21 protein-coding genes are annotated in these 23,161 nt (G+C 70.1%); 16 read left to right on the top strand and 5 right to left on the bottom strand.

The annotated features are described in order from the left end of the window. Positions 1–13: 13 nt before the first annotated feature. Together OG219_RS42015 and OG219_RS42010 are read right to left on the bottom strand one after the other, a co-directional pair. Positions 14–232: a hypothetical protein gene (locus OG219_RS42015; RefSeq protein WP_266835755.1), complete on the bottom strand. Its 219-nt coding sequence runs from the start codon at positions 230–232 to the stop codon at positions 14–16. 90 nt (positions 233–322) lie between these two features. After that, a complete protein-coding gene (locus OG219_RS42010; protein WP_266835754.1) occupies positions 323–913 on the bottom strand; it encodes a helix-turn-helix domain-containing protein in 591 nt (196 codons plus the stop codon). 105 nt (positions 914–1,018) lie between these two features. Here OG219_RS42010 and OG219_RS42005 point away from each other — a divergent pair, with 105 nt between their 5' ends. From OG219_RS42005 to OG219_RS41950, 12 genes are all read left to right on the top strand, one after another. Further along, positions 1,019–1,522: a flavin reductase family protein gene (locus tag OG219_RS42005; RefSeq protein WP_266835753.1), complete on the top strand. Its 504-nt coding sequence runs from the start codon at positions 1,019–1,021 to the stop codon at positions 1,520–1,522. After that, positions 1,519–2,406 (top strand): MBL fold metallo-hydrolase, encoded by an 888-nt coding sequence (locus OG219_RS42000; protein ID WP_266835752.1) that lies wholly within the window; start codon positions 1,519–1,521, stop codon positions 2,404–2,406. The genes OG219_RS42005 and OG219_RS42000 overlap by 4 nt, the downstream gene beginning before the upstream one ends. Continuing rightward, on the top strand, positions 2,403–3,605 hold the full coding sequence (locus OG219_RS41995; RefSeq protein WP_266835751.1) for an amidohydrolase family protein: 1,203 nt from the start codon (positions 2,403–2,405) through the stop codon (positions 3,603–3,605). Before OG219_RS42000 ends, OG219_RS41995 begins: the two co-directional genes overlap by 4 nt. Positions 3,606–3,706: 101 nt before the next feature. Beyond that, the gene (locus OG219_RS41990; protein ID WP_266835750.1) at positions 3,707–4,453 is read left to right on the top strand and encodes an ABC transporter ATP-binding protein; all 747 of its coding nucleotides are present in this window, start codon (positions 3,707–3,709) and stop codon (positions 4,451–4,453) included. Next, positions 4,450–5,472: an ABC transporter permease gene (locus tag OG219_RS41985; RefSeq protein WP_266835749.1), complete on the top strand. Its 1,023-nt coding sequence runs from the start codon at positions 4,450–4,452 to the stop codon at positions 5,470–5,472. Before OG219_RS41990 ends, OG219_RS41985 begins: the two co-directional genes overlap by 4 nt. A 179-nt stretch (positions 5,473–5,651) precedes the next feature. Continuing rightward, a complete protein-coding gene (locus OG219_RS41980) occupies positions 5,652–6,821 on the top strand; it encodes a hypothetical protein (RefSeq protein ID WP_266835748.1) in 1,170 nt (389 codons plus the stop codon). Next, positions 6,821–8,218, top strand: a complete 1,398-nt coding sequence (locus tag OG219_RS41975) for an FAD-binding oxidoreductase (RefSeq protein ID WP_266835747.1) — start codon at positions 6,821–6,823, stop codon at positions 8,216–8,218. The genes OG219_RS41980 and OG219_RS41975 overlap by 1 nt, the downstream gene beginning before the upstream one ends. Positions 8,219–8,220: 2 nt before the next feature. After that, entirely contained in the window at positions 8,221–8,994 is a 774-nt protein-coding gene (locus tag OG219_RS41970; RefSeq protein ID WP_266835746.1) for a creatininase family protein, read from the top strand. A gap of 83 nt (positions 8,995–9,077) precedes the next feature. Further along, positions 9,078–9,506, top strand: coding sequence for a cupin domain-containing protein (locus OG219_RS41965; RefSeq protein ID WP_266835745.1), 429 nt, complete (start codon positions 9,078–9,080; stop codon positions 9,504–9,506). Further along, entirely contained in the window at positions 9,503–11,026 is a 1,524-nt protein-coding gene (locus tag OG219_RS41960) for an amidase (RefSeq protein WP_266835744.1), read from the top strand. Before OG219_RS41965 ends, OG219_RS41960 begins: the two co-directional genes overlap by 4 nt. Next, positions 11,019–11,771, top strand: a complete 753-nt coding sequence (locus OG219_RS41955) for a cysteine hydrolase family protein (RefSeq protein ID WP_266835743.1) — start codon at positions 11,019–11,021, stop codon at positions 11,769–11,771. Before OG219_RS41960 ends, OG219_RS41955 begins: the two co-directional genes overlap by 8 nt. Continuing rightward, positions 11,768–12,829 carry an acetamidase/formamidase family protein gene (locus OG219_RS41950; protein WP_266835742.1) on the top strand — a complete coding sequence of 354 codons (1,062 nt, stop codon included), beginning with the start codon at positions 11,768–11,770 and terminating at the stop codon, positions 12,827–12,829. Before OG219_RS41955 ends, OG219_RS41950 begins: the two co-directional genes overlap by 4 nt. On the opposite strand, the gene OG219_RS41945 is transcribed toward OG219_RS41950, so the two are convergent. The 3 genes from OG219_RS41945 to OG219_RS41935 all read right to left on the bottom strand — a co-directional run bounded on the left by OG219_RS41945 (position 12,783) and on the right by OG219_RS41935 (position 18,234). Then, complete coding sequence (locus OG219_RS41945) at positions 12,783–13,499, bottom strand: ThuA domain-containing protein (RefSeq protein WP_266835741.1); 717 nt, start codon at positions 13,497–13,499, stop codon at positions 12,783–12,785. The genes OG219_RS41950 and OG219_RS41945 overlap by 47 nt on opposite strands. Before the next feature lie 24 nt (positions 13,500–13,523). Next, complete coding sequence (locus OG219_RS41940) at positions 13,524–15,275, bottom strand: DUF2264 domain-containing protein (protein WP_266835740.1); 1,752 nt, start codon at positions 15,273–15,275, stop codon at positions 13,524–13,526. A 64-nt stretch (positions 15,276–15,339) separates the two neighbouring features. Continuing rightward, positions 15,340–18,234 carry a polysaccharide lyase family 8 super-sandwich domain-containing protein gene (locus OG219_RS41935; RefSeq protein ID WP_266835739.1) on the bottom strand — a complete coding sequence of 965 codons (2,895 nt, stop codon included), beginning with the start codon at positions 18,232–18,234 and terminating at the stop codon, positions 15,340–15,342. Positions 18,235–18,571: 337 nt separating this feature from the next. Between OG219_RS41935 and OG219_RS41930 the strand changes: the two genes are divergently transcribed. From OG219_RS41930 to OG219_RS41915, 4 genes are all read left to right on the top strand, one after another. Then, entirely contained in the window at positions 18,572–19,582 is a 1,011-nt protein-coding gene (locus tag OG219_RS41930) for a hydroxyacid dehydrogenase (protein WP_266835738.1), read from the top strand. A 161-nt stretch (positions 19,583–19,743) separates the two neighbouring features. Then, positions 19,744–21,168 (top strand): N-acetylglucosamine/diacetylchitobiose ABC transporter substrate-binding protein, encoded by a 1,425-nt coding sequence (gene ngcE / locus OG219_RS41925; protein WP_266835737.1) that lies wholly within the window; start codon positions 19,744–19,746, stop codon positions 21,166–21,168. A 97-nt stretch (positions 21,169–21,265) separates the two neighbouring features. After that, on the top strand, positions 21,266–22,174 hold the full coding sequence (locus OG219_RS41920) for a carbohydrate ABC transporter permease (RefSeq protein ID WP_266835736.1): 909 nt from the start codon (positions 21,266–21,268) through the stop codon (positions 22,172–22,174). An 11-nt stretch (positions 22,175–22,185) separates the two neighbouring features. Further along, on the top strand, positions 22,186–23,130 hold the full coding sequence (locus tag OG219_RS41915) for a carbohydrate ABC transporter permease (RefSeq protein ID WP_266835735.1): 945 nt from the start codon (positions 22,186–22,188) through the stop codon (positions 23,128–23,130). Positions 23,131–23,161 lie beyond the last annotated feature (31 nt).

The raw sequence follows: 23,161 nt of genomic DNA, 5'->3' as shown, positions 1-23,161 counted from the left end.
GGTGTGCGGGCTGTCATACGGTGTTGCTCCAGTCGTACGGCCCTCCGCCGCGCCACTCGATCAGCTCGGGGTCGTCGATGGCCGTATCCGTTGTGGGCAGACCCGCACGGTGAAGGTATTCCAGCACGTCGAACAGGCTGTACGCGGTGCCCATGCGCTCGCCGTGGACCGTCACCCGCCGCCCTCCGTCCGACTGCGGCGGAAGCACGACCACAGGGGGGCTCTCGTCCATAACTCCACCATGCGCCGGAACCGGCCGTCACGCAGCTCGGCGACCATCGCAGCGGTCTGACGCCGCTGGTCAGCGGGGTCGCCCGGAGATTTAACGAGGGGCGTTCTGAACGGTGAGAACGTGCACCCCGGAGGGGTCCTGATCCTCCAGAACCCGCCAGCGGTGCGGGGTTCCGCCTGGGTAGAGCAGACTGTCACCGGCGTGGAGGCGGTGCAGTTCGCGGCCGCCGGGGCCCAGTAGGTCGATCTCGATCGCGCCGTGGACCACATAGAGGAACTCGTCACCCGGGTGGTCGTAGTACTCCTCGAAGTCGGTGGGTCCTCCCGTGTATTCGACCGGGTGGACGGCGAATTTGGGTGCCCCCAGCATTCGCGCCGAGCCGCCGCTGTTGACCACGGGGGTGCCGGTCCCCTCCCGTACGACATGGATGTCGGCGGGAGAGGTCGCCGAGTGCGCCAGCAGGGCCTGTTGGGTGGTGCCGAGCGCCTGGGCGATCCGGTGCAGCGAGGGCATGCTCGGGCGGGTCAGCCCGCGCTCCAGCTGGCTGAGGAAGGGGTGCGAAAGGCCTGCGCTGCCCGCGAGCTGGACAAGGGTGAGGCCGCGCTCCTTGCGTAGCCGTCGGATCGCGTTGCCGAGCTGCTGGTCCGGATCGGTGGGGGTTTCGGTGGGGCGGTCTGCCATGACGGAGATCCTAAGCGGTCACTTCGGAGTGGGATTTACTCCCGCGAAACACATACCTCTTACGCTCAATGTTGATGTGACGAACATTCTAGGCGAGGAGCCCGAATGACCGCGACCACCGCCGACCGACCCTCCACGGCCGGATTCCTCGATGCCATGGCCGCCCTCGCCGGCGGCGTCTGCGTGGTGACCACCGCCGCAGCCGATGGCACACCTGCCGGATTCACCAGCACCGCCGTGATGAGCCTCAGCCGCACGCCGGAGCTGATAGCGATCGGTGTCCAGCACGGCAGCCGCACCCTGCCGCTGCTCCAGGACGGCGGCAGGCTGGCCCTCAACATCCTCGCCGCGAACGGCGAATCCGTCTCACGGCGGTTCGCCGATCCGGCCGCTGACCGGTTCGCCGGGCTGGAGTGGACGACGGGAGAGGGAGGTGTGCCGCTGCTGCTCGCGCAGAGCACGTACGCCGTCGTGTGCCGCGTACGGGAAGAGGTGGCGGCCGGGGACCACCTGCTGCTGATCGCCGACATCGAGGAGATCGTCCCCGGCCAGGGCGGCATCAGCGCTCTCGTCCACCACGCCCGCCGTTACCACGGCATCGGCGCATGAGCGGGCGCGACTGGTTCTCCGTACGGGAGACCGGGCCCGGGACCTTCCTCCTCGCCGAGCCCGGGCACGTCAACAGCTATCTCGTCGTGGGCGACGACCTCGCCCTGCTGTACGACACCGGGATGGGCATCGGGGACATCGGGCGCGAGGTGCGTGCACTGACCTCGCTGCCGCTGCTCGTCGTCAACTCCCACCACCACTACGACCACCGGGGCGGCAACGCCTCGCTCGTGGGCGAGGCCAAGGACTTCGCCGTCCACGAGGCGGGCGGGGACCTGCACGGCGAGCCCGCACCGCGCGAGTGGCTCGAGACGTACTCGCACATCGCCCAGGACATGCGACAGCGCTACATCGAGCTGAGCGCACTCTCCGCAGAGGGCTTCTTCCTCACCGACTCGCGGATCGAGGTGCGGCCCGTCCCCGAACTGGCCCAGTGGCGTATCGACGCGGTGCGACCGACCCGGCTGCTGAGGGAAGGGGAGCAGCTCGACCTGGGCGGGCGGAGGCTGCACGTCCTGCACACCCCCGGCCACTCGCCCGACGGCATCTGCCTCTGGGAGCCGGAGAGCGGCCAGCTCCTCGCCGGCGACACCCTGATCAGCGGCACCTTCTTCGCCCATGTGCCGGGCGCCGATGTACCCGCCTTCGCCGCATCGACTCGGCGACTGGCCGAACTCCCGGTCAGGACAGCGCTGTTGGGGCACAACCTCCGCCACCGTGAGGACCATTACTTCGTGGGACGGGTCGCCGAAGCCTTCGATCAGGTGGTACGCGGACGGACCCGCCCGGTCCGCCGCCAGGACATGTTCGGCGCGCCCGCGATGTGGCACGCCTTCGACGGCTTCGCGGTACTCACGGCACCGGAGAGCGGAGACACGCGATGACGGCGACGGCACTGCTGCTGCGCGGGGCGCGGCTGCCCGAAGGGCAGGTCCGGGACGTACTGATCGAGGACGGGCGGGTGTCGGCCGTCGCACCGGCCGGTCAACTCCCCTCCGTACGTGAGGAGATGGACCTCTCCGGCTTCATCCTGCTGCCCGCCCCCGCCGAACCCCACGCCCACCTCGACAAGGCCCTCACCTGGGACCTGGCCGGTGCACCACCCTGCGACCTGCCCGGGGCGGTCGCCGCCTGGCACGGCTATGCCGAGCAGGTGACGGAGGAGGACGTGCTGGTCAGGGCCCGCCGCGCCCTGGACGAACTGGTCGCCAATGGCGCGACCGCCGTCCGCACCCACGCCGACATCCTGCCCGGCCCCGATCCGCTCCGGGGGCTTCGGGCGCTGTTGCGGCTGCGCGAGGAGCTGAGCGAGCGGGTCGCACTGCAGATCGCCGTACTGCACATCGAGGCACCCGACGAAGTCCTCGACGAGGCACTGGAGTTGGGAGCCGACCTGCTCGGCGGCTGCCCGCACCTCTCCGACGACCCGCAGGCCGCCGTCGCCCGTGTCCTGACCATCGCCGAGCGGCACGGCGTCGGCGTCGATCTGCATGCGGACGAGCATCTCCGTCCGGATCCGAAGGATCTGCTGCTGCTCGCCCAGGCGGTACGGGAGCGGGGCTTCGCCCACGGTGCGACCGCCGGCCACTGCGTGGGCCTTGGCGGTCTGGACCCGGCCGAGGCCACCCGGATCGCCAAGGAGGCGGCGGCCTCCGGGATCGGGGTCGTCGCACTGCCGCTCACCAACCTCTACCTCCAGGGCCGCGACACCCCTGCCCGCACCCCACGCGGTCTGACCGCCGTACGCGCCCTCCTGGACGCGGGCGTGCCGCTGGCCGGGGGTGGCGACAACATCCGCGACCCCTTCAACCCGGTGGGCAGGGCCGACCCCCTGGAGACCGCTGGACTCCTCGTCGTAGCAGGTCACTTGACACTGCCCGAGGCCGTCCACGCGGTGACCACCGGCGCCCGCACGGTCCTCGGGCTGCCCGTAGCAGGGCCGTACGAGGGTGCGATCGCCGACCTCCTCGCCGTACGGGCCGACTCGCTCTCCGGGGCTGTCGGTGCCTCGTACCCGGACCGGATCGTCTTCAAGGGCGGGCGAGCGGTGAGCCGTACCACGGTGATCCGCGAAGCGCTCTGACTAGTCCCGGGCGTAAACGCCCGGGACATCACCCCGAAACAAAGAATGTTGATGCTACGAACATCGGTGAATGCATCACAGGTTCAAAGGAAGGAGTCGACGTGGCGACAGCAGTGCAGACGGCGCTGAGCTTCGTAGCCGTCGACAAGCGTTTCGACAGCGGGACCACCGCGCTCTCGGGAGTGGAACTCCACGTCGGTGCAGGGGAGTTCGTCGCAGTCGTCGGCCCCTCCGGATGCGGCAAGTCCACCCTGCTGCGGCTCGCCTCCGGTCTCGATGCCCCCAGCGCGGGCGAGATCAGCACCCCGGGCGGGGACATCGGCTACGTCTTCCAGGACGCCACCCTGTTGCCCTGGCGCAGCGTCCTCGCCAATGTGGCACTGCCCGCCGAACTGGCCGGCCGTCCCAAGGCCGAACGGCACGAGCGCGCCATGGACGCCATCCGTCTCGTCGGCCTCGACGGCTTCGAGGAGCAGTTGCCGGGACAGCTCTCGGGCGGGATGCGGATGCGGGTGTCGCTGGCCCGCGCGCTGATGATGCGCCCCGCGCTCTTCCTCTTCGACGAACCCTTCGGCGCGCTGGACGAGATGACCCGGCTTCGTATGCAGGAGGAGCTCCAGCGGATCTTCGCGGAGACGGGATTCGCGGGTCTCTTCATCACGCACTCGGTGACCGAGGCGGTCTTCCTGGCCAACCGGGTCGTGGTGATGTCGGCTCGACCTGGACGCATCACCGCCGAGTTCGAGGTCCCGTTCGCCCACCCCAGGCCCGCATCGCTCCGTTACGAACCGGAGTTCGCCGCGATCGCGGGCGCGGTCTCCGGGGCCCTGCGAGGAGAGGCCCAGTGAGTACGAACACCCCGGCTGCCACGGCCGCCGACGCGCCGACTGCCCACGCAACCCCTGCTGCCGCGGTCGCAGCCGGCCCGAGCCCCGGCGCAACGTCGGCGGCCTCCGAACCTGCCGTCACCGGTCCGAGCGCTGCCGCTCCGGCCCACGAGGCGAAGACCCCCGTGCACCAGTCCGATGCTGCCGCAGACGCCACGGTCGAGACCTTCCCGGCCGCCAATGCGTCCGTCCGCACACGCCGGGGCCCCGTCGCCCTGCTCGCCCCCATCGGCTCGCTCGCCGTCGCCATCGGCCTCTGGTACGCGGTGAGTTATCTGCTCCTCGCCCCCGCCCGCCGCTTCCTCGTGCCGCCCCCGCACCAGGTACTCCAGGTCGCCGTCCTCGACTGGACCCACCTGCAGCCCATGCTCCAGGCCCTCGCCCTCACCGCGCAGGTCGCCCTCGCCGGACTCGCCATCGCCGCCGCCCTCGGCATCACCGGGGCCGTCGTGATGAGCCGGGCCCGCTGGCTGGAGCGCTCCCTCTACCCCTACGCCGTCATCCTGCAGACCGTCCCGATCCTCGCCATCGTCCCCCTCATCGGCCTCTGGTTCGGCTTCGGCTTCACCAGTCGGGTCGTGGTCTGCGTCCTCATCGCCCTCTTCCCGCTGATCGCCAACACCCTCTTCGGATTGCAGTCCGTGGACCGCGCACACCACGACCTCTTCACCCTCCAGAAGGCGAGCCGCTGGGACCGCCTGCGCAAGCTGGAACTGCCCGCGGCGCTCCCGGCCATCTTCACCGGGCTGCGTACCTCCTCCGGGCTCTCCGTCATCGGCGCGATCGTCGGCGACATGTTCTTCAAGCAGGGCGCGGCCGGCATCGGCACCCTCCTCGACATCTACCGCTCACGGCTCCAGTCCGAGGACCTCTTCGCCGCGATCATCCTCGCCTCCCTCTTCGGGGTCGCCGTCTTCGCGCTCTTCACGTTCCTGTCCCGCCTCGCCATCGGCTCCTGGCACGCGTCCGGGCGCAGCTAAACGCTCCGCTGGAAGTGCCGCGATATGCCGTTGACCGTCTGCGACACCGTCGTGGCTGGTCGCGCAGTTCCCCGCGCCCCTTCAGGGCGCTTCCCAACCGCAGTGGACTTCACCCGACCTGCTCAGCCGGCCCCACCCCCTCTCCGCTTTCCCGTCACAGCCCCTTCCGGGAGACAGTCATGCCAATTTCCGCCAGAAGAAGCCTTGTTGCGGGACTGAGCGCCTCGCTCCTTCTCGCCGCCACCGGCTGCGGAGCCGGCGCCACCACCGCCGCCGGTTCGTCCGCCGACCTCGAGCCCGCTCCCGCCGCTCAGCGCCTCGACAAGGTCTGTCCCGCCACCGTCGTCGTCCAGGCCGACTGGGAGCCCGAGGCCGAACACGGTCCGGTCTACAACCTCGTCGGCCCCGGCTACACCGTCGACACCGACAAGAAGCGGGTCACCGGCCCCCTCGTCATCGGCGGCAAGGACACCGGCGTCAAGATCGAGGTACGGGCGGGCGGTTCGGCCGTCGGATACCAGACCCCCGCCTCGCAGATGTACATCGACCAGTCCATCACCCTCGGCATGGTCACCACCGACAGCGCCATCCAGTCAGCGGGCAAGCAGCCCGTCACCGCCGTCGCCGCGCTGATGAAGAAGAGCCCGCAGGTCCTGATGTGGGACCCCGAGACCCACCCGGACTGGAAGACCGTCGCCGACATCGGCAAGAGCGGGGCCAAGGTCGTGTACCGCGACGGCGAGGTCTTCGCCCCGATGCTGGTGGCGAAGGGTCTCATCAAGAAGAGCCAGCTGGACGGGAGTTACGACAGCGCCCCGTCCCGCTTCGTCGCCGACCCCTCCATCGCGCAGCAGGGCTTCGCGACCGCGGAACCGTACATCTATGAGCACGAGGTCGCCGCCTGGAAGAAGCCGGTCGAGTTCCAGCTGCTGTCCGATGTCGGCTACACCGTCTACCCGGAGGCACTCTCCGTCCGCACCGGTGCGCTGAAGAAGCTCAGCCCCTGCCTGAAGAAGCTGGTTCCCGTCATCCAGCAGTCGGCCGCCGACTTCGCCGCCGCACCGGACACAGCGGTCACACTCATCGACGACATCGTCAAGCAGTACGCCACGAGCTGGGTCTACTCCAAGGGCACCGGCCAGTACGCCGCCAAGGAGATGGTCGAGCTCGGCATCCTCGGCAACGAGGCCGACGGATCGATCGCGAGCTTCGACAAGACGCGGGTGACCGACTCCCTGAAGACCTTCGGGCCGATCCTCACCGCGAGCGGCGTCAAGATCCCGGCCGGGCTCAGCGCCGAAGACCTGGTGACCAACGAATTCATCGACACCAAGATCGGAATGAAGTAATGGCCGTCGACCCCAAGGGCACAACCCTCTCCGCCGCCGAACTGCGCCGGATGACCGAACTGGTCGCGGACGAGGCGGTATTGGACGCCGAAGCAGGTCCTGCGTACCGCACCCCCGGCATCGAGGAATTCTGTACGGAGGCCGCCGCACTCCTGGGCGAGGATGCCGTCGTACGCGAGGACTCCGCCCTCGACAAGGCGTCCCGCGACTGGGCGCACATGTCGCCGATCCTCGCCGCCAAGCTCCCCGCCGGCCGCGCCGAAGTGGTGCTGCGCCCGTCGTCGTACGAGCAGATCCAGCCCCTCGTCGCCCTCGCCCATCGTCTGCGCATCCCGCTCACCCCGCGCGGCAAGGGCACCGGAAACTACGGTCAGGCGATCCCGCTCCACGGCGGCGCCGTCCTCGACCTCACCGGATGCGGACGCGTCCTGGGCGCGGGCGACGGGTGGATCAGGGCCGAGGCGGGCGCGAAGATGTCCGACCTGGAGGCGCATGCGCGCACGCTGGGCCAGGAGCTGTGGATGTTCCCCTCCACGTTCGGGACATCGCTCGGCGGCTTCCTCTGCGGCGGGAACGGCGGCACGGGATCGCTCGCCAACGGCACCAACGGGGATGGTTTCGTACGGGAGTTGACCGTCGTCCCGTGCACAGCGGAGGCCGAGCCCTTCACCGTACGCGGCGAGGAGGCCCTCCCGTACATCCACGCCTACGGCACCACCGGCATCACCGCGACCGCGACCGTCGCCCTCCAGCCGGCCCGGGACTGGACCGGTCTCTTCGCCTCCTTCGACACCTGGACCGCCGCCACCGCGGCCCTCTCCGACCTCGTACGCCTGGAGCCCGCCCCGCGCCTGGTCTCCCTCGACGAGCCCGGCCTCGTCGAGACCTTCGAGGCCGACCCGGCCCTCGACCCGGTGGCGCTGAGCGTCCGCGCGATCATCGAGGAGCGGGCCGAGGACGACGCCCGGGCGATCATCGAGAAGCACGGCGGCCGGGTGACGGAGGTACGTCCCGCGCCGCGCGGCCCGGCTCTCATCTCCTCGCTCTCCTTCAACCACCCCACGTACCACCTGATGAAGGCCCAGGACGGCTACTTCCACCTGGAGATCGGCGGCGACGTACTGCTCGGCGATCCGGCGGCGGTCAAGGCCGTCTTCCCCGGCACGGTGCTGCACCTGGAGGGGATGCGCTCGGGGACCGTCGGCATGCTGATGGCGCACTACCAGGACGAAGCCACCGTGTACGAGGGGATCGCCGCCCTGGAGGCACTGGGCGTCGGCGTCCATGACGTCCACAACTGGTACGTCGACCGGCGCGTCGACCTCGTCCGTGCCACCGCCCGCACCGCCGACCCGCTGGGGCTGCTCAACCCCGGCCACCTCCTGGGAGCGCGCTGACCATGGCCTTCACCCGCTTCACCGACCTCAGCGGACCGTCGGTCACCGACCTGTCCGCCGACACCGTGGCCGTCCTTCCCGTCGGCGCGATCGAGCAGCACGGGCCCCATCTTCCTGTCGCCACCGACTACTTCATGGCCGAGGCGATAGCGGAGGGCGCTGCCATGGCCGCCTCCGACAGCTGCGACATCACGCTGCTGCCGGGCCTCGCGTACGCCAAGTCCGACGAACACGCCTGGTCGCCGGGGACGCTGTGGCTCAGCGCCTCGACGCTCTTGGCGGTACTGGACGACCTGGGACGTTCTCTCGCCAAGGGCCCCGTCCGACGGCTCGCGTTCCTCAACGCACACGGTGGCAACAGCGCGCTGCTGGGGGTCGCTCTACGCGAACTCCGCACCAAATACGGTCTGTTCACCTTCCTGTTGCACGCCGCGCTCCCCGCGGACCAGGGCGGCGCGTCCCCGTCCGGCGAGCTGGGTCTGGGGGTGCATGGTGGGCTGAAGGAGACCGCGGCGATGCTCCACCTCCACCCGGAGACGGTGGACATGTCGCTGGCCGAGCGGAGTGTCCCCGAGCACCTGACCGCCTACGAGCACATCGGCTTCGGCAAGTCCGTCTCCTTCGGCTGGACGAGCGACGACTTCGGCACGGGCAACGGTGTCATCGGCGACCCGACCGGAGCCACCCCCGAACTCGGCCGCAAACTCGTCGACACCGCCATCGCCGACAACGCGGCCGCACTGCGCGAATGCGCCCGCTTCCTGCCTTCCGCCTGAACGCCATCTCTTGACCGCCTTCTTCTGAACGCCTTCTTCCTGAACGCCTTCTTCCTGACCGCCTGACGTCGAGGACACCCGCCATGGCCATCCCCCCGCTCCACAAGCCGCTCAGCGAGATCACCGCCCACCACATCACCGCAGGCGACACGGTCAAGCTCGCCGTCCTCACCGGACCGGCCGACGGCTCACCGACCACCGTCGTCTTCGAGGTGTGGGAGCCGGGCGGCGCCCAGCCGCTCAACTGGCACCCCGAGTCCGTGGAGACCTTCGTCGTGCTCGCGGGCGAGGGCCGCGCGGTGAGCGACGAGCACGAACGCGACCTCGCACCCGGCGATGTGCTGGTCCTGCCCCTCGGCTCCAAGCACCGGATCACCAACACCTCGGCCACCGAGCGGCTCTACACCCTCACGATCATGTCCCCCGACGAAGGCTTCGCCGACCTGATCCAGCGCGGCCCCTTCGCGGTGCTCGACGACGCGGACCTGGCCGTCCTCGGAGCCGCCCGATGAGCGAACTCCTAGACGCCTTCTGGTCGTACGAACAGGCCCTCGGCGCCAATGACTTGGCGGGCCTCGACCACTGGTTCCTGGACGCCCCGGACACGGTGCGCGCCGAGGGCTCGATGGTGCTGAGCGGGCATGCCGCCATCTCGGACTTCCGCCGCGGCCGCAGCGCGGGAGCCCCGGCCCGTACGGTCGAGCGCGTCCATGAGGTGAGGATCGCCGAGGACGTCGCGGTACTGACCGCCGAAACGCTGCGGGCCAGCGGGACGCGCGGGATACAGACTCAGGTGTGGCGGCTGACGGGCGCGGGCTGGCGGATCGCGGCCGCGCACGTCAGCGCGGTGCCGGATCCGGTGGCGGACGAAACTCCGGACCCCGCGGTGTGGCGGGTCGTGGGAGAGCCGCTGGTCGCCGGGGCGGAGGCGGGACCGCTCGCCGGTGTACGTACTGCCGTCAAGGACCTCTTCGCCGTTGCCGGACAGCGGATCGGCGGGGGCAACCCGCAGTGGCTGGCCGAAGCGCCGGTGGAGCCCCAACATGCCGACGCTGTACGGGAATTGCTCGGCGCCGGCGTCCGGCTCGCCGGGATCGTCCAGACCGACGAACTCGCCTTCAGTCTCGCCGGGACCAACATCCACTACGGCACCCCCGTCAACCCCGCCGCCCCCGGCCGGATCACCGGCGGCTCCAGCAGCGGTCCGGCGGCGGCGGTCGCCCGCGGTTGGGCGGACCTGGGGCTGGCCACGGACACCGCGGGCTCGATCCGGGTCCCCGCCTCCTACTGCGGCCTCTACGGCTGGCGCCCCACCCACGGAGCCGTCCCCACCGGCGGCCTGCTCCCGCTGGCCCCGTCCTTCGACACGGCGGGACTGCTCGCCCGGGACCCGGACCTGCTGCGTACGGCGGCGAAGGTGCTCCTGCCCCGGGACGACGAAGCCCCGATGACCACGCTTCTGGTCGACGACGCCCTCACCGCGCTCGCCGAAACCGAGGTCCAGGCATCCTTCGAGGCGGCATGCCGGGCGCTCTCCCTCCGCACCGGCCTGGAGCTCGTCCGGACCGACACCGGCATGGCCCCACACCTGGAGGAGTGGCTGCCCGCCTTCCGTACCGTCCAGGCGGCCGAGGCGTGGGCCGCGCACGGGGCGTGGATCGAGAAGCACCCGGGCGCGCTGGGGGCCGACATCGAGGCCCGGTTCGCCGGGGGGAGCCAGGTCACGGAGGGGGAAGTGCGTGACGCCAACTCCGGGCTCCTGTCCGCCCGTTCGGTCGTCGTCGAAGCCCTTCCGCCCGGCACGGCTCTCCTTCTCCCCGCCACGAGCAGCCCGGCCCCCCGCGCCGATGCGACACCGGCCGAGGTCGAGACCGTACGAGCCGCGACCCTCCGCCTCACCTGCATTGCCTCGCTCGCCGGGCTGCCCGCCGTCACCATGCCCCGGCTGCGGGTCCGCGACCTCCCGGTCGGCCTCTGCGCGATCGGCGCACCGGGCACGGACCACGCCCTCCTGGAGCTGACCCATGCTTGAAATCGGCCCCAACTCCCGCAACTCCTGGCGCGCGGACGCCAAGCACGTCGACCTCCGTCGCCCGCAACGCCCGGCCCGCCCCGTGACCGTGGAGGCTCAGCCCCAGATCCTGACGCTCGACCTGGCCAGGACGGCGATCGTCGTCATCGACATGCAGAACGACTTCTGCTCGCCCGACGGCTGGCTGGCCTCGATCGGCGTGGACGTGTCCCCGGCCCGCACCCCCATCCCCGTACTCCAGCGGCTCCTCCCCGCACTCCGGGCGGCCGACGTCCCCGTCGTCTGGCTCAACTGGGGCAACCGCCCCGACCGCGCGAACCTCCCACCCGGTGTCCTCCACGTCTACGACCAGGGTGGAAGCGGAGGCGGCCTCGGCTCCCAACTGCCCACTGGGGCAAGGGTTCTGGAGCGCGACAGCGCGTCCGCCGACATCACCGCACCCCTCTTCGCGGCACCCGGCGACCTGCACATCGCCAAGTACCGCATGAGCGGCTTCCAGGACACCGAACTCGACAGCGTCCTGCGCAATCTCCGCGCCGACACGCTCCTGTTCGCCGGAGTCAACGCCGACCAGTGCGTCCTCGCCACCCTCATGGACGCGGCGAGCCTCGGCTACGACGTGCTGATGCTTCAGGACGCGGTGGCCACCACCTCACCCACGTACTGCATGGACGCCACCGTCTACAACGTCCGCCAGTGCTTCGGCTTCACCCTCACCGCCGCCGACCTCCAGGAAGCCCTGTGACGCTCCTCCAACCCCATCAGGGTCCCGTCGACGGCGACCACTACCTCCCCGCCGACCCAGCCGCAGTGCACTGGGGTCTGCTCCCCAACGCCCGCTCCAAACCGGCCCTTTCGGTCCCCTCCGGCGCGAGCGTCAGCCTCGACACCATCAGCCACGAGGGCATCCTCGCCGACCAGGGCCGAGACCCGGCCGCCTTCTTCGCCGCGGCCGGCATCCACGGCATCCTCCACGACACGGCCGAACTCGCCGCGTCCACCCGACTTCACGACCCCGCCGCCCACGGCCCGCACGTGGTCACAGGACCCGTCCACATCCAGGGGGCCGAGCCCGGCGACGTTCTCGAAGTGGAAGTCCTCCGCCTGCGCCGCCGCGCCCCCTACGGAGTGATCAGCAACCGCCACGGCAAGGGCGCGCTCCCCGGCGAATACCCTCAGGGCCCCGGCCCCGACCCGGTCAGCCTGGTCGCCACCGTCGACGACGACGGCCGTGGCCGCCTCCCCGTGGGCGACGGTCGCGACATCCGCTTCCCGCTCCGTCCCTTCCTCGGCATCATGGGCACCGCCCCCGCAACCGTTGCCCCGGTCCACTCGGTGCCTCCCGGCCCGCACGGAGGCAATCTCGACGTACGCCACCTCGGCGTCGGCGCCCGCCTCTTCCTCCCCATTGCCGTCGAAGGCGCCCTCTTCTACGCCGGCGACCCGCACTTCTCCCAGGGCGACGGCGAAGTGGCCCTCACCGCCTTCGAAGCCCCGCTGCGCGCGACCCTCCGCCTCACCGTCCACCGCGACCCCGCTCTCCGCCGACTCGCATCCCGCCTGCGCGCCCCCTTCGCAGAGACCGACACCGAGCACATCGTCATGGGCTTGGACACCGACCTCGACGAGGCCATGCGCGATGCCGTACGCGACGCCCTCACCCTCCTCGACGAGCGCTTCTCCGTTCCCGGACCGGTGGCCCTCGCCTACCTCAGCGCGGCCGCCGACTTCCAGGTCTCCCAGGTGGTCGACATCGTCAAGGGCGTCCACTGCCGCATTTCCAAGGCGGACCTGACCTTCTGACGCCGAGTGGGGAGCCGACATCGCCCTCCGGCCAGGCGGCCGCACATCGCAGGGCGCCGAGGAGATGCGCCCTGAAGGCTGGATCGGCGTAGGCCTCGGGCGCATGGCCGAGTGCGGTGTAGAAGCTGCGCCCTCGGCCGTGGTGCCGGTACCAGACGAGGGGGTGATCGGCCCCCATGCAGCCGCCGGTGTAGGTCGTCTCGTCCACGGTGGCCAGCACTGTGACGTCGCTGGGCGGTGCCCTGAAGTCGTACCACTCGTCGGTCCAGTGCCACTGCCGCGGAAGGTGTGCGGTGGCCGGGTGCGAGCGGTCGACCGTGAGGACGGCAGGCTGCACCGGCGGATGCCCGGCGAACCGGGCGCCGAGGAGTTCACCGTAGGCGGGCCACTCGTACTCGGTGCAGGCGGCGGAGTGGACGCCCAGGAATCCGCCACCGCCCGCGACGTGTTCCAGCAGCGCCGACCGGCCAGGTTCGTCGAGGACCTCGCCGCTGGTCGACAGGAACACGACGGCGTCATAGCCGTCGAGGGAGCGCAGGGGCTCCTCGGTGGCGTGGACCACGAACCCGTGTTCGGCGCCCAGTTCACGGAAGGCGGCCACGCCGGCGGGTATGGAAGCGTGCCGGTACGCGGCGGTCGCCGTGTACACGAGGATCTGGCGGTCAGACATGCGTGCTCCGGTGCGAGGAGGGATTCATCGGCGGGTGAGGGACACCCGGCAGCGCAGGACGTGCTCGCCGGGATCGAGTACGCCGCGCAGTGTCGGCAGGGCTGTGCGCGGGTGCAAGAGATGCGAGCCCGGCAGCGGCAGTACGACGACCCCTTCGCGGGGTGATGTGTCGGCGGCGAGGCAGACGATCTCGCTCACAGCGGCGTCGGCCGTCGCCCGGGCCAGGCCGGGGTGCTCCGTGAAGTTGTGGGGTGTCGCACCGAGGCCGGTCTTCGGGACGCAGAAGGCGCCTTCGGCCGTGTACAGCAGGCGACCGGTGGTGATGCGGTGCTCGCGCAGGTGCCCGCCGTCGGTGTGCCGCAGCCGGGTCTCGACGGTCACGTCCGGCCATGGCTGCCAGCGCACGACGAGCGTCACGCCGTCGATCCGGGACTCGCCGGCGGAACGCGTACGCCAGCCTTCGCCGTCGTCGGACAGGGCCAGCGCGCTGTCGAAACCCCCTTGCTCCAGGGTTGGTTCGCCCGTGGGCACGCTGAAGGCGGCGAGCGTCGAGTAGGCGAACTTCGCGTACTTTGCGGTCCCGCCGCGGGGGTTCCAGGCGGGCGCGTTCTGCCCGGCGAGCGCGACGACGTCCCCCGCCGTGTCCCGCGCGAGAATCATCGCGGCGGCCGGCTGTCTGCTGATTCCGGGAGGCGGGACCGGCGCGGGCGTCGCCGTCCAGAAGGGATGGTCCTCGGTCGCGGCGAGGCTCGCGAAGACCTTCGTGCCCCAGTACGGGGAACCGCCGGCCAGGTACTGCTCGACGACGCCGGTGTTCGGGTAGGCGTAGCCGACGGTCAGGGAGCCGTCCTCGGCGAGGACCGGACGCTGCCACCACCAGGCGAGGTTGCGCTGCGCCAGCAAGCGTGCGGTGCTCCAGCCGACGGCGGGCTGGTCCGCCGCGGCGAGGGCCGACCAGAAGGCGCCCTGGGCGAACCGGTAGCCGAGGCTGCGTCCGAAGGGCAGGGCGGCTCCGTCGGCGGCGAACCAGTGCTGGAACTGCGTGGCGAACTCGGCGGCACGCTGCCGGTAGCGCCGGCCGCGCTCCTCGTCGACCGCTTTCAGCGAGGCCAGCAGCAGCCCGTAGAAGTGGAATCCGAACGGGACGTAGTAGTCGCGCGAACCGGGGCGCTCCGGTGTGCCGGGCCCGTCGGCGTACCAGCCGTCGTTCAGGGCGAAGTCCTCGATGCGGTCCAGATGCGAGGCCATCCGTGTCTCGTCCACGGGCACGCCCACCGAGCGCAGCCCGACAGCGGCAAGCACCGGGAAGAAGCACCAGTTGTTGTCCCACGGCGTCGCCGAAGCCGCCGCCGACAGCCAGTCGGCGAGCTGCTGCCGTTGCCGTTCGGTGAGCGGGTCCCAGAGCTGGTGCCGTGCGACGGCGAGCGCGTAACCGACGGCGGCGGACTCGACGAGGCGCTGGTCCATGTCGGCCGGACTGCCGACGTACCACGGGTGTTCGGGGTCGACGGCGGAGGTCAGCGCGTGGCGCGCCTCCTCCCACTGCCGGTCCGCGCCGGAAAGGCCGCCGGCGGCGTGCGCGGCGAGTCCCCACAGGGGGCGGGCGACGAGTTCGAACCAGACCGCCCGGTGGTCGCTCATGCTCGCGTGCACGGGCATCCGTCCGGGACCGGCAGCCGCCGTGCGCGTGGCGGGTGCGGCGAGGGCGAGCAGCGCGTCGGCCCAGCCTTCCCTGGTGGTGGGGGCTGGGCCGAACAGCTGTGACGGGGTGGGCATGGCCGTCATCGTAGAGATCGATCACAGGGTGTGCAATCGGTTTCATCTGTTTCCTAAAACCAGTTCACCCGGTAATGACCTGCAAGAACGGCTGGTTCGCCGAGCTGCTCCGGCTGGCCAGGAGGGCGGCGACGCCGGCCGCGCTCTCGGCGAGCGCCACAGTCGCCGTCCCATCCCCCGCGTACTGGGTCTGGAGGTGGCCGGTGACCTCGATCGGGATCCAGTCCTTGGCGTTTCCGATCGATCCGGAGGACAGCGCGTCGCCGAGCGACGGCTGGGTGTTCCAGGTCAGGCCGGTCTCCGTCCAACTGTCGCTGCTCACCGCGTACCCGGTGAGGGTGGCCTGCGTGCCGGTGGAGTCGGAGGTGGCCCCGCGCACCCACAGCACCGCGCGCCTGGGTGTGCCCGTCAGGGCGGACAGGTCGAACTTGAGGAACGACCGGCGGTGGTAACCGGTGCCTGCGTTCTTGACGACCAGGTCGGTGGTGCCGCCGTAGTTGGTGTCGGCGTAGGAGCCGTCGCGGACATAGGCGTCGGCGGTCGGGGCGAGTGCCGTGTACGTGCCGGCGGTGACGGTCGCTCCGGTGCCGAACGTGACGGTGCGGGAGGCGCCCTGCGTGCCGCCGACCTCCACGACCAGGGTGAGGGGAGCGAGGCCGACGACGCTGACTCCGTCGTCCGCGGTGGCCTTGGTGTATCCGCTGCGGGCGACGGTGACGGTGACGGTCGCTGCGGCGCGGGTGGGGTCGGCGACGCTGACCGACAGCGTGCCGCCGGACTCCCGCACGAGGACGGAGCAGGGGGCCGAGACGGTGATCGGGCCCGCGGTACCTGCGGCGAAGAAGTTGGCGGCGGTCACGCCAGTGGCGGTGTCCGTGACCGCCTGGACGGAGGCGGTGTTGGCCAGGACGGTGACGGTCGGGGCGGCCGCGCGGGCGGCGGTGAGGCTGGGCGTGGCGCCGGGCAGGAGGATGTAGCTGTAGGCGGCGCCGGCGGGGTCGGTGCCGTGGTCGACCCACAGGGTCAGGTAACGGCGGGTCAGGGAATCCGTCGAGCTCTCGGTGTTGATGTCGCTCCATGCGCCGGTACGGGCCTCGCGCAGCGCCTTCAGGGTGGCCCCGCCTGGGAAGACATAGCCGGCGACCCCGGTGATCGACGCCCAGGAGGCACCGGAGAAGGTGCCGGACCAGCCAAGCGTGGTCGACTGGGCGGTGCCGTCGACGGTCAGCGCGTTGGAGGCGGCGGAGCCCAGGTTGCGGTTGTCGACGGTGGTCTCGACCGCGTATCCGTCGCCCGCGTTGATCCCTGCGCCGAGGCAGACGACCTGGTCGTCGAGGCAGAACCAGGACTTCTTGGCGGCCAGGGTGGAGCCGAGGCCGCGGGTGTCCTGGCCGAGCGCGCTGTACGTTCCGTCGGTGGCGCCGCCGGCCCAGACGGCTCCCGTAGGCGGGGTGGGCCTGGGCGTTCCCTGTCCGTCCGTCAGCGGGATGCGGGAGACGGTGGTGCCGGGCAGGCGGTAGGGGTCGACGGTCGGCCAATAGGCGTCCGAGTACTGGCCGTTGCCGTAGGTGCCGCCCCACCAGTAGGTCATTCCGGAGCCGGTGTGCCAGCCGCGCAGGTTCTCGCCGTTGATGCACTCGTAGAACGCGGTTCTCGCGGAGCACATGGAGACGGCGAGGGCCCAGGAGGCGCGGCGGTGGGTGGCCCGGTCCATGCTGCCGAAGACCCGGGAGGCGACCGGTTCGGCGGTCGCGGTGACGGCGGTGTCGTCGACGACGGACTTCCCCAGGGCCAGCACGGGCAGCGTCTGGTAGGAGTCCTCCAGGAACGGGGCCCAGTAGTCGCGCTCCAGCCAGCCCTTGGCCATCGCCTTCCAGGTGGCGGCCTCGTCGGTGGAGGCCGCGTCCGCCAGCATCAGGATGCTGCCGATGATGAGATGGCCGCGTACGTGGTCGTCCTGCTGGATGCCCAGCGGATTGTCCACGGCCTTCACGCCGCGGCTGATCGCCCGCCCGGACACGCCGTCCATCATCAGCCCGTTGAACAGGAACGGGGCGAACGCGTCGGTGACCGCGTCGAAGAGCAGCTGCCGGTTGTCGTCCGTCACCTCCCAGGTCGATCCCGCCAGGAGCGAGAACAGCCCGGCCAGTCCGCTGATCAGGACGGAGCCGTAGGACCCGGTGTAGGGCACGTTGGTGTGCTGGACGAACGACCCGTCGGCGTATAGGCCGTCGCCGCTGCGGACCAGCGGGAACACGGCGGAGAGACCGGCGACGCCCGTGGCGATCTTCGCCGAGCTCTTGGCGAGGATGCCGCGGAGGATGAGCACGCGGCACAGGTCGACACGGTTGGCTCCGGTGCTGACTCCGCTGTAGGTGGCGACCGCGGAGTCCGGCACGAAGGCGTCGATCGCCGCCAGGTAGTTGGATAGTTGGGTGCTGCCGAGTTCGGCGTGGACCAGGCAGGCGGTGTCGAGCGAGAGCCGCGAGGCGCCGATCTGCCAGTCCCACCAGTTGTCGTAGGTGGTCGTCGTCGGCGTGTACGCGGTGGCGTACATCCAGTCGAGGCCGGTCAGGACGGCGGCGAGGAGATCGGCGTCGCCCGTCAGCCCGGTGCCGTCGAAGGCCCATGCCTGGGCCATCCACTTCAGACGTACGTAGCTGGAGGTGACGTTGGCGCTGACGCTGCCGATCGGCAGGTCGTCCCAGAGCGAGGCCGTCGACGGGTTCATGCCGGACAGATGGCCGGACGCGGTGCTGCCCATGCGGGTGAACAGAGTGGCGAACGGCTCCTGCGTGGCGTCGTAGCCGGTACCCAGCAGGGTCCTGTCGATCCAGCGCAGGCGAAGGGTGTCGTACTCGTCGGCGGCGAAGGCCGGCGGTGAGCCGATCGCGGCCATGCCCAGGGTGATACCCGCCGTGGCGGTGGCGAGGTGCAGCAACTGTCGGCGAGTGAGCATCGGGGATCCCCTCCGCACCCCGTGCGGGGCGCGCGGTCATACGGACGTGGGCGCCCGTCGTCGGATGGTTGGCCGGCTCCCCCGCCTGTCGGATGGGGCAGTTGGGCGGGGACGGTAAACCGGTTTCATCCAAGAGGACAACCCCTCTGGCCTCAACTCACCCGGACTCACAGCTTTCTGACCACCGGAACCCCATTTCTGCAGAGAGCCCCTTGACGGATCGCCTCAACGCTCAATAGCTTGACGGCCACCTCACGTGAAACCGGTTGCACGTCATGAAGCAACCCCACGCCGTGAAGCAACCCACCATCCCGAACCCCCAAGGAGCAGTGAACCGGTGAGCCGTCGCATGACCGTCGCCATCGCGATGCAGCCAGAGGTAGCCGCGCTCGCCCTCACCGAAGAGCTCACCGCTCGGCTGGACAAGAGCGTGGACGTCCGGCCCGGCATCATCGTCGACTTCGCGACCCCGGCCTCCCGCAGCCGCCTGGCGGACGTGGACGTGCTGCTCACCGGCTGGGGCTGCCCGCTCGTCGACCATTCCGTCCTCGATGCGGCTCCCCGGCTGCGCGCGATCGTGCACGCCGCCGGATCGGTCAAGCAGCACCTCACACCCGAGGTCTGGCGGCGCGGAATCCTCGTGTCCTCGGCGGCCTCCGCCAACGCCTTTCCCGTCGCGCAGTACACCGTCGGCGCGATCCTGCTCGCCGGGAAGCGTGCCTTCCGGCTTGCCCACGACTACACACAGGGCCGGTACAAGAACAAGCTCGCCGACGACACCGGCAACCATGAGCGCGTCGTCGGGATCGTCGGCGCGTCCCGCACCGGACGTCTCGTCCTGGAGCTGCTCGCCCCGCACGGCTTCCGGCTACTGGTCAGTGACCCGACCCTGGACGCGCGAGCGGCGGCCGGACTGCATCCGGCCGGACAGGTGGAGCTGGTCGACCTGGACGAACTGCTGGGCCACAGCGACATCGTCAGCCTGCATGCCCCGGCCCTGCCCGAGACCCACCACCTGCTCGACGACCGCCGGCTCGCCCTGCTGCGCGACGGTGCCGTCCTGATCAACACGGCTCGTGGACAACTGATCGACACCGAGGCGCTGTTCCGGCACTGCGCGGACGGCCGGATCGACGCCGTCCTGGACGTGACCGACCCCGAGCCGCTGCCCGCCGGCCACCCGCTGCTGTCCCTGCCCAACGTCATGGTCACGCCCCATGTGGCCGGGGCGATGGGCACCGAGATACGCCGGCTCGGCGAGTTCGCCGTCACCGAGATCGAACGCCTCAGCGTCGACGAGCCCCTGCACGGGGGCATCCATGCCGACCAGTTGGCGCTGCTCGCCTGAGCCGTAACGGCCTCCCCGTGCCGCCCTCGTCCACAACGAAGCCCGCACCAACCCCTCGCGCGGCGAACCCCGCCGCGCAATGAAGCCTGTGCCAACCCACCGCACAGCGAAGCCCGTACCAACCCATCCCACAGCGAACCCCGCCGCACAAAGGAGCACCAGTGAACACCCAGCCCCCGAGCTTCTCGAGACGAAGCCTGCTGAGAGCGACAGCCGTCGCCGCTTTCGCCGTGTCCGGCTCCGGCCTGCTGGCCGCCTGCGCCGCCGCCGATGGCGACGCCGAATCCGGCTCGGCCAAGGGCAAGGCCAGCGCCACCAACCCGTTCGGCATCGACGAGAGCGCCGCGCTGGACGTCGTCGTCTTCAAGGGCGGTTACAGCGACGACTACGCCAAGTTCGACGAAAAGCTGTACGCCAAGAAGTACCCCAAGGCGAAGATCAGCCACTCCGGCATCACCGAGATCCAGACCGAGCTGCAGCCGCGGTTCGTCGCCGGCGACCCGCCGGACGTCATCGACAACAGCGGCGCCAAGAAGATCGCGATGGGCACGCTGGTCGCCGATGGCCAACTGGCCGAGCTCGCCGACCTGTTGAAGGCCCCTTCGGTCGACGACCCGGACACCGCGGTCGAGGACACGCTGCTGCCGAGCACGCTGGACGTGACCACGTTCGACGGCAAGGTGATGGGCCTTCCGTACGTCTTCACCGTCAACGGCTTCTGGTACTCCCAGACGCTGTTCGACAAACACGGCTGGACCTGGCCGACCACCTGGGACGGCCTGACCGAGCTCGCCGCCAAGATCAAGAAGGCGGGCATCGCCCCCTTCGCGTACGGCGGTACGACGGCGCCCGACTACTTCTTCAGCCCGCTCATGGCTCTCGCGGCCAAGCAGGGCGGCGTCGACGTGATCAAGGCGATCGACAACCTGGAAGCCAAGGCGTGGCAGGCCGAACCGGTCAAGGCCGCCGCCGAGGCGATCGCGGGTCTGGCCTCGTCCGGGTACTTCCTCAAGGGCAGCGAGGGGCTGGACCACACGCAGGCGCAGACCGCCTGGGTGCAGGGCAAGGCCGCGCTGTACCACGCCGGTTCGTACGTCGAGAACGAGATGAAGGCGATCACCCCGGACGGGTTCGACATGGTCTTCGGCCCGGTCCCCCCGCTCACGGCGGACGGTGCCCTGCCCCAGAGCGCGCTGCACGCGGTCGCCGGAGAGATCTTCGTCGTACCGGCCAAGGCCAAGAACCTCCGCGGCGGCAAGGAGTTCCTGCGGATCATGCTTTCCAAGGAAGCCGCGTCCAACTTCACCGAGACGACCCACGCCCTCACCATCGTCAAGGGGGCCACGGGCGACAACGACTTCGGTTCCACCGCGCTGGGCTCGGTGCTGAAGGCCGTCACCGCGGCCGGGGACGACCTGTTCAACTACCGGTTCATGAGCTGGTACGCCGACTTGGCCACCACGCTGAAGTCCGAGGTCGCCAACCTGCTCGCCGGGCGCATCGACGCGGCCGAGTTCCTCTCCGCGATGCAGGCCAAGGCCGACGACATCGCCGCCGATCCCTCCATCACGAAGTTCAAGATCTAGGACCTGTCCGGCGGATCAAGCCGCAGACACGGAGGATCCGCCGTTCCTCGCCCCGCAGGAGCGGCGGACCCCGTCTCCCCCATCCCCGGAGTCGTTCGTGAACCACGGAAAAACCCGCATCATCCTTCTCTTCCTCGCACTGCCGCTCACCTTGTACGGGGCGCTGGTGGTCTCCCCCTACGCGCAGGCGTTCTCGATCTCCCTGACCAGTTGGTCGGGGTTCACCGCCGACAAGCCCTTCGTCGGCCTCGACAACTTCCAACGTCTCTTCCAGGACCCGGAGTTCTGGCAGGCCCTGGGGCACAACGGGCTGCTCCTGCTGGTGGTTCCGCTGGTCACGATCGCGCTCGGGCTGTTCTTCGCTGCCATGCTCAACGTGGGCGGCTCGGACGGCAAGGTGGCGGGAGTCCGTGGCTCGGCCCTCTACCGCCGGGTCTACTTCCTTCCGCACATCCTCCCCGTGGTGATCACGGCGATCCTGTGGCAGTTCATCTACAACCCGCAGATCGGGCTGCTCAACGGCGGACTGGACGCGATCGGTCTGGGCGGGCTGGCACACACCTGGCTCGGTGACCCGGCCGTCGCTCTGTGGTCACTGATCGCGGTGATGGTCTGGGCCGGCGTCGGTTTCTACGTCGTGCTGTTCAGCGCCGCGATGCAGTCCATTCCGAAGGACATCTTCGAGGCCGCCGACCTGGACGGCGCCGGACGCTTCCAGACGCTGACCCGCATCACCCTGCCGCTGCTGCGGGAGTCCGTCCAGGTCGCCTGGATCTATCTGGGCATCCACGCGCTCGACGCGTTCGCCCTGTTCATGGTCCTCACCCCGACCGGCGGCCCGGACAACTCCACCATGGTGCTCTCCCAGTACCTGTACCTGTCCGCGTTCGGGAACGGCAAGTTCGGCTACGCCACGGCGATCGGCGTGATGCTGAGCCTGCTCAGCCTGCTGCTGACGGCGCTCACCTTCCGCGGCTCCCGCGACAAGAACACGATCGAGTTCTGAGGCCCACCACGATGAAGACTTCGACTCACCCCACGCAGGCCGACGCGAGCCTGCCGAGCCCCACGCGCCAACAGCACGATCGGGTCCCGAAGCCCACCACGCCGCCAACTCCCCCGCTCCTCAAGCGCGTTGGCGCTCCCGCGGCCACGGGCGCGACCCACGCCCTGCTCGCCCTCTGGGCCCTGCTGTCCACCGTGCCCCTGCTCTGGGCCCTGATCAGCGCGTTCAAGGACAACCGGGAACTGTTCGGCAACCCCTGGCAACTGCCCAGCACTTGGCACGCCGACAACTTCACCCGCGCCTGGTCCAGGGCGAGCATCGGCGACTACTTCATCAACACCCTCATCGTCGTGCTCGGTTCGCTGGTCCTCACGATGATCCTGGGCTCCATGGTCGCCTATGTGCTGGCCCGGTTCACCTTCCCCGGATGCCGGCTGATCTACTACGCGTTCGTCGCCGGAATGGCGTTTCCCGTCGTGCTGGCCCTGGTCCCGCTCTTCTTCGTCGTCAAGAACCTCGGGCTGCTCGGCAGTTACCACGGCATGATCCTCGTCTACACGGCGTACGCGCTGCCGTTCACCGTCTTCTTCCTGACCAGCTTCTTCCGGACGCTTCCCACCGCGGTGGCCGAGGCCGCCCTCATCGACGGCGCCTCGCAGGAGGCCATCTTCTTCCGGGTCATGCTGCCCATGGCCAAGCCGGGCCTGCTGTCGGTCGGCATCTTCAACTTCCTCGGCATGTGGAACCAGTACCTGCTGCCGGTCGCGCTCAACACCGACCGCGACAAGTACGTGCTGTCCCAGGGGCTGGCGAACCTGGCCAGCCAGCAGGGTTACGAGGCGGACTGGAGCGCTCTGTTCGCCGGACTCGTCATCGCGGCGGTCCCCGTGATCGGCCTCTATCTCGCGCTCCAGCGACGCATCCAGGCCGGCCTCACCGTGGGGATGCTCAAGTGAGCCCGTCGCCCTCCGAGGAAACACACAGGCA

The organism is Streptomyces sp. NBC_00038, assembly GCF_026343635.1.
Lineage (GTDB): Bacteria > Actinomycetota > Actinomycetes > Streptomycetales > Streptomycetaceae > Streptomyces.
Note: the sequence above shows the minus strand (reverse complement) of the source record. Positions and strands in the feature narration are given on the sequence as shown.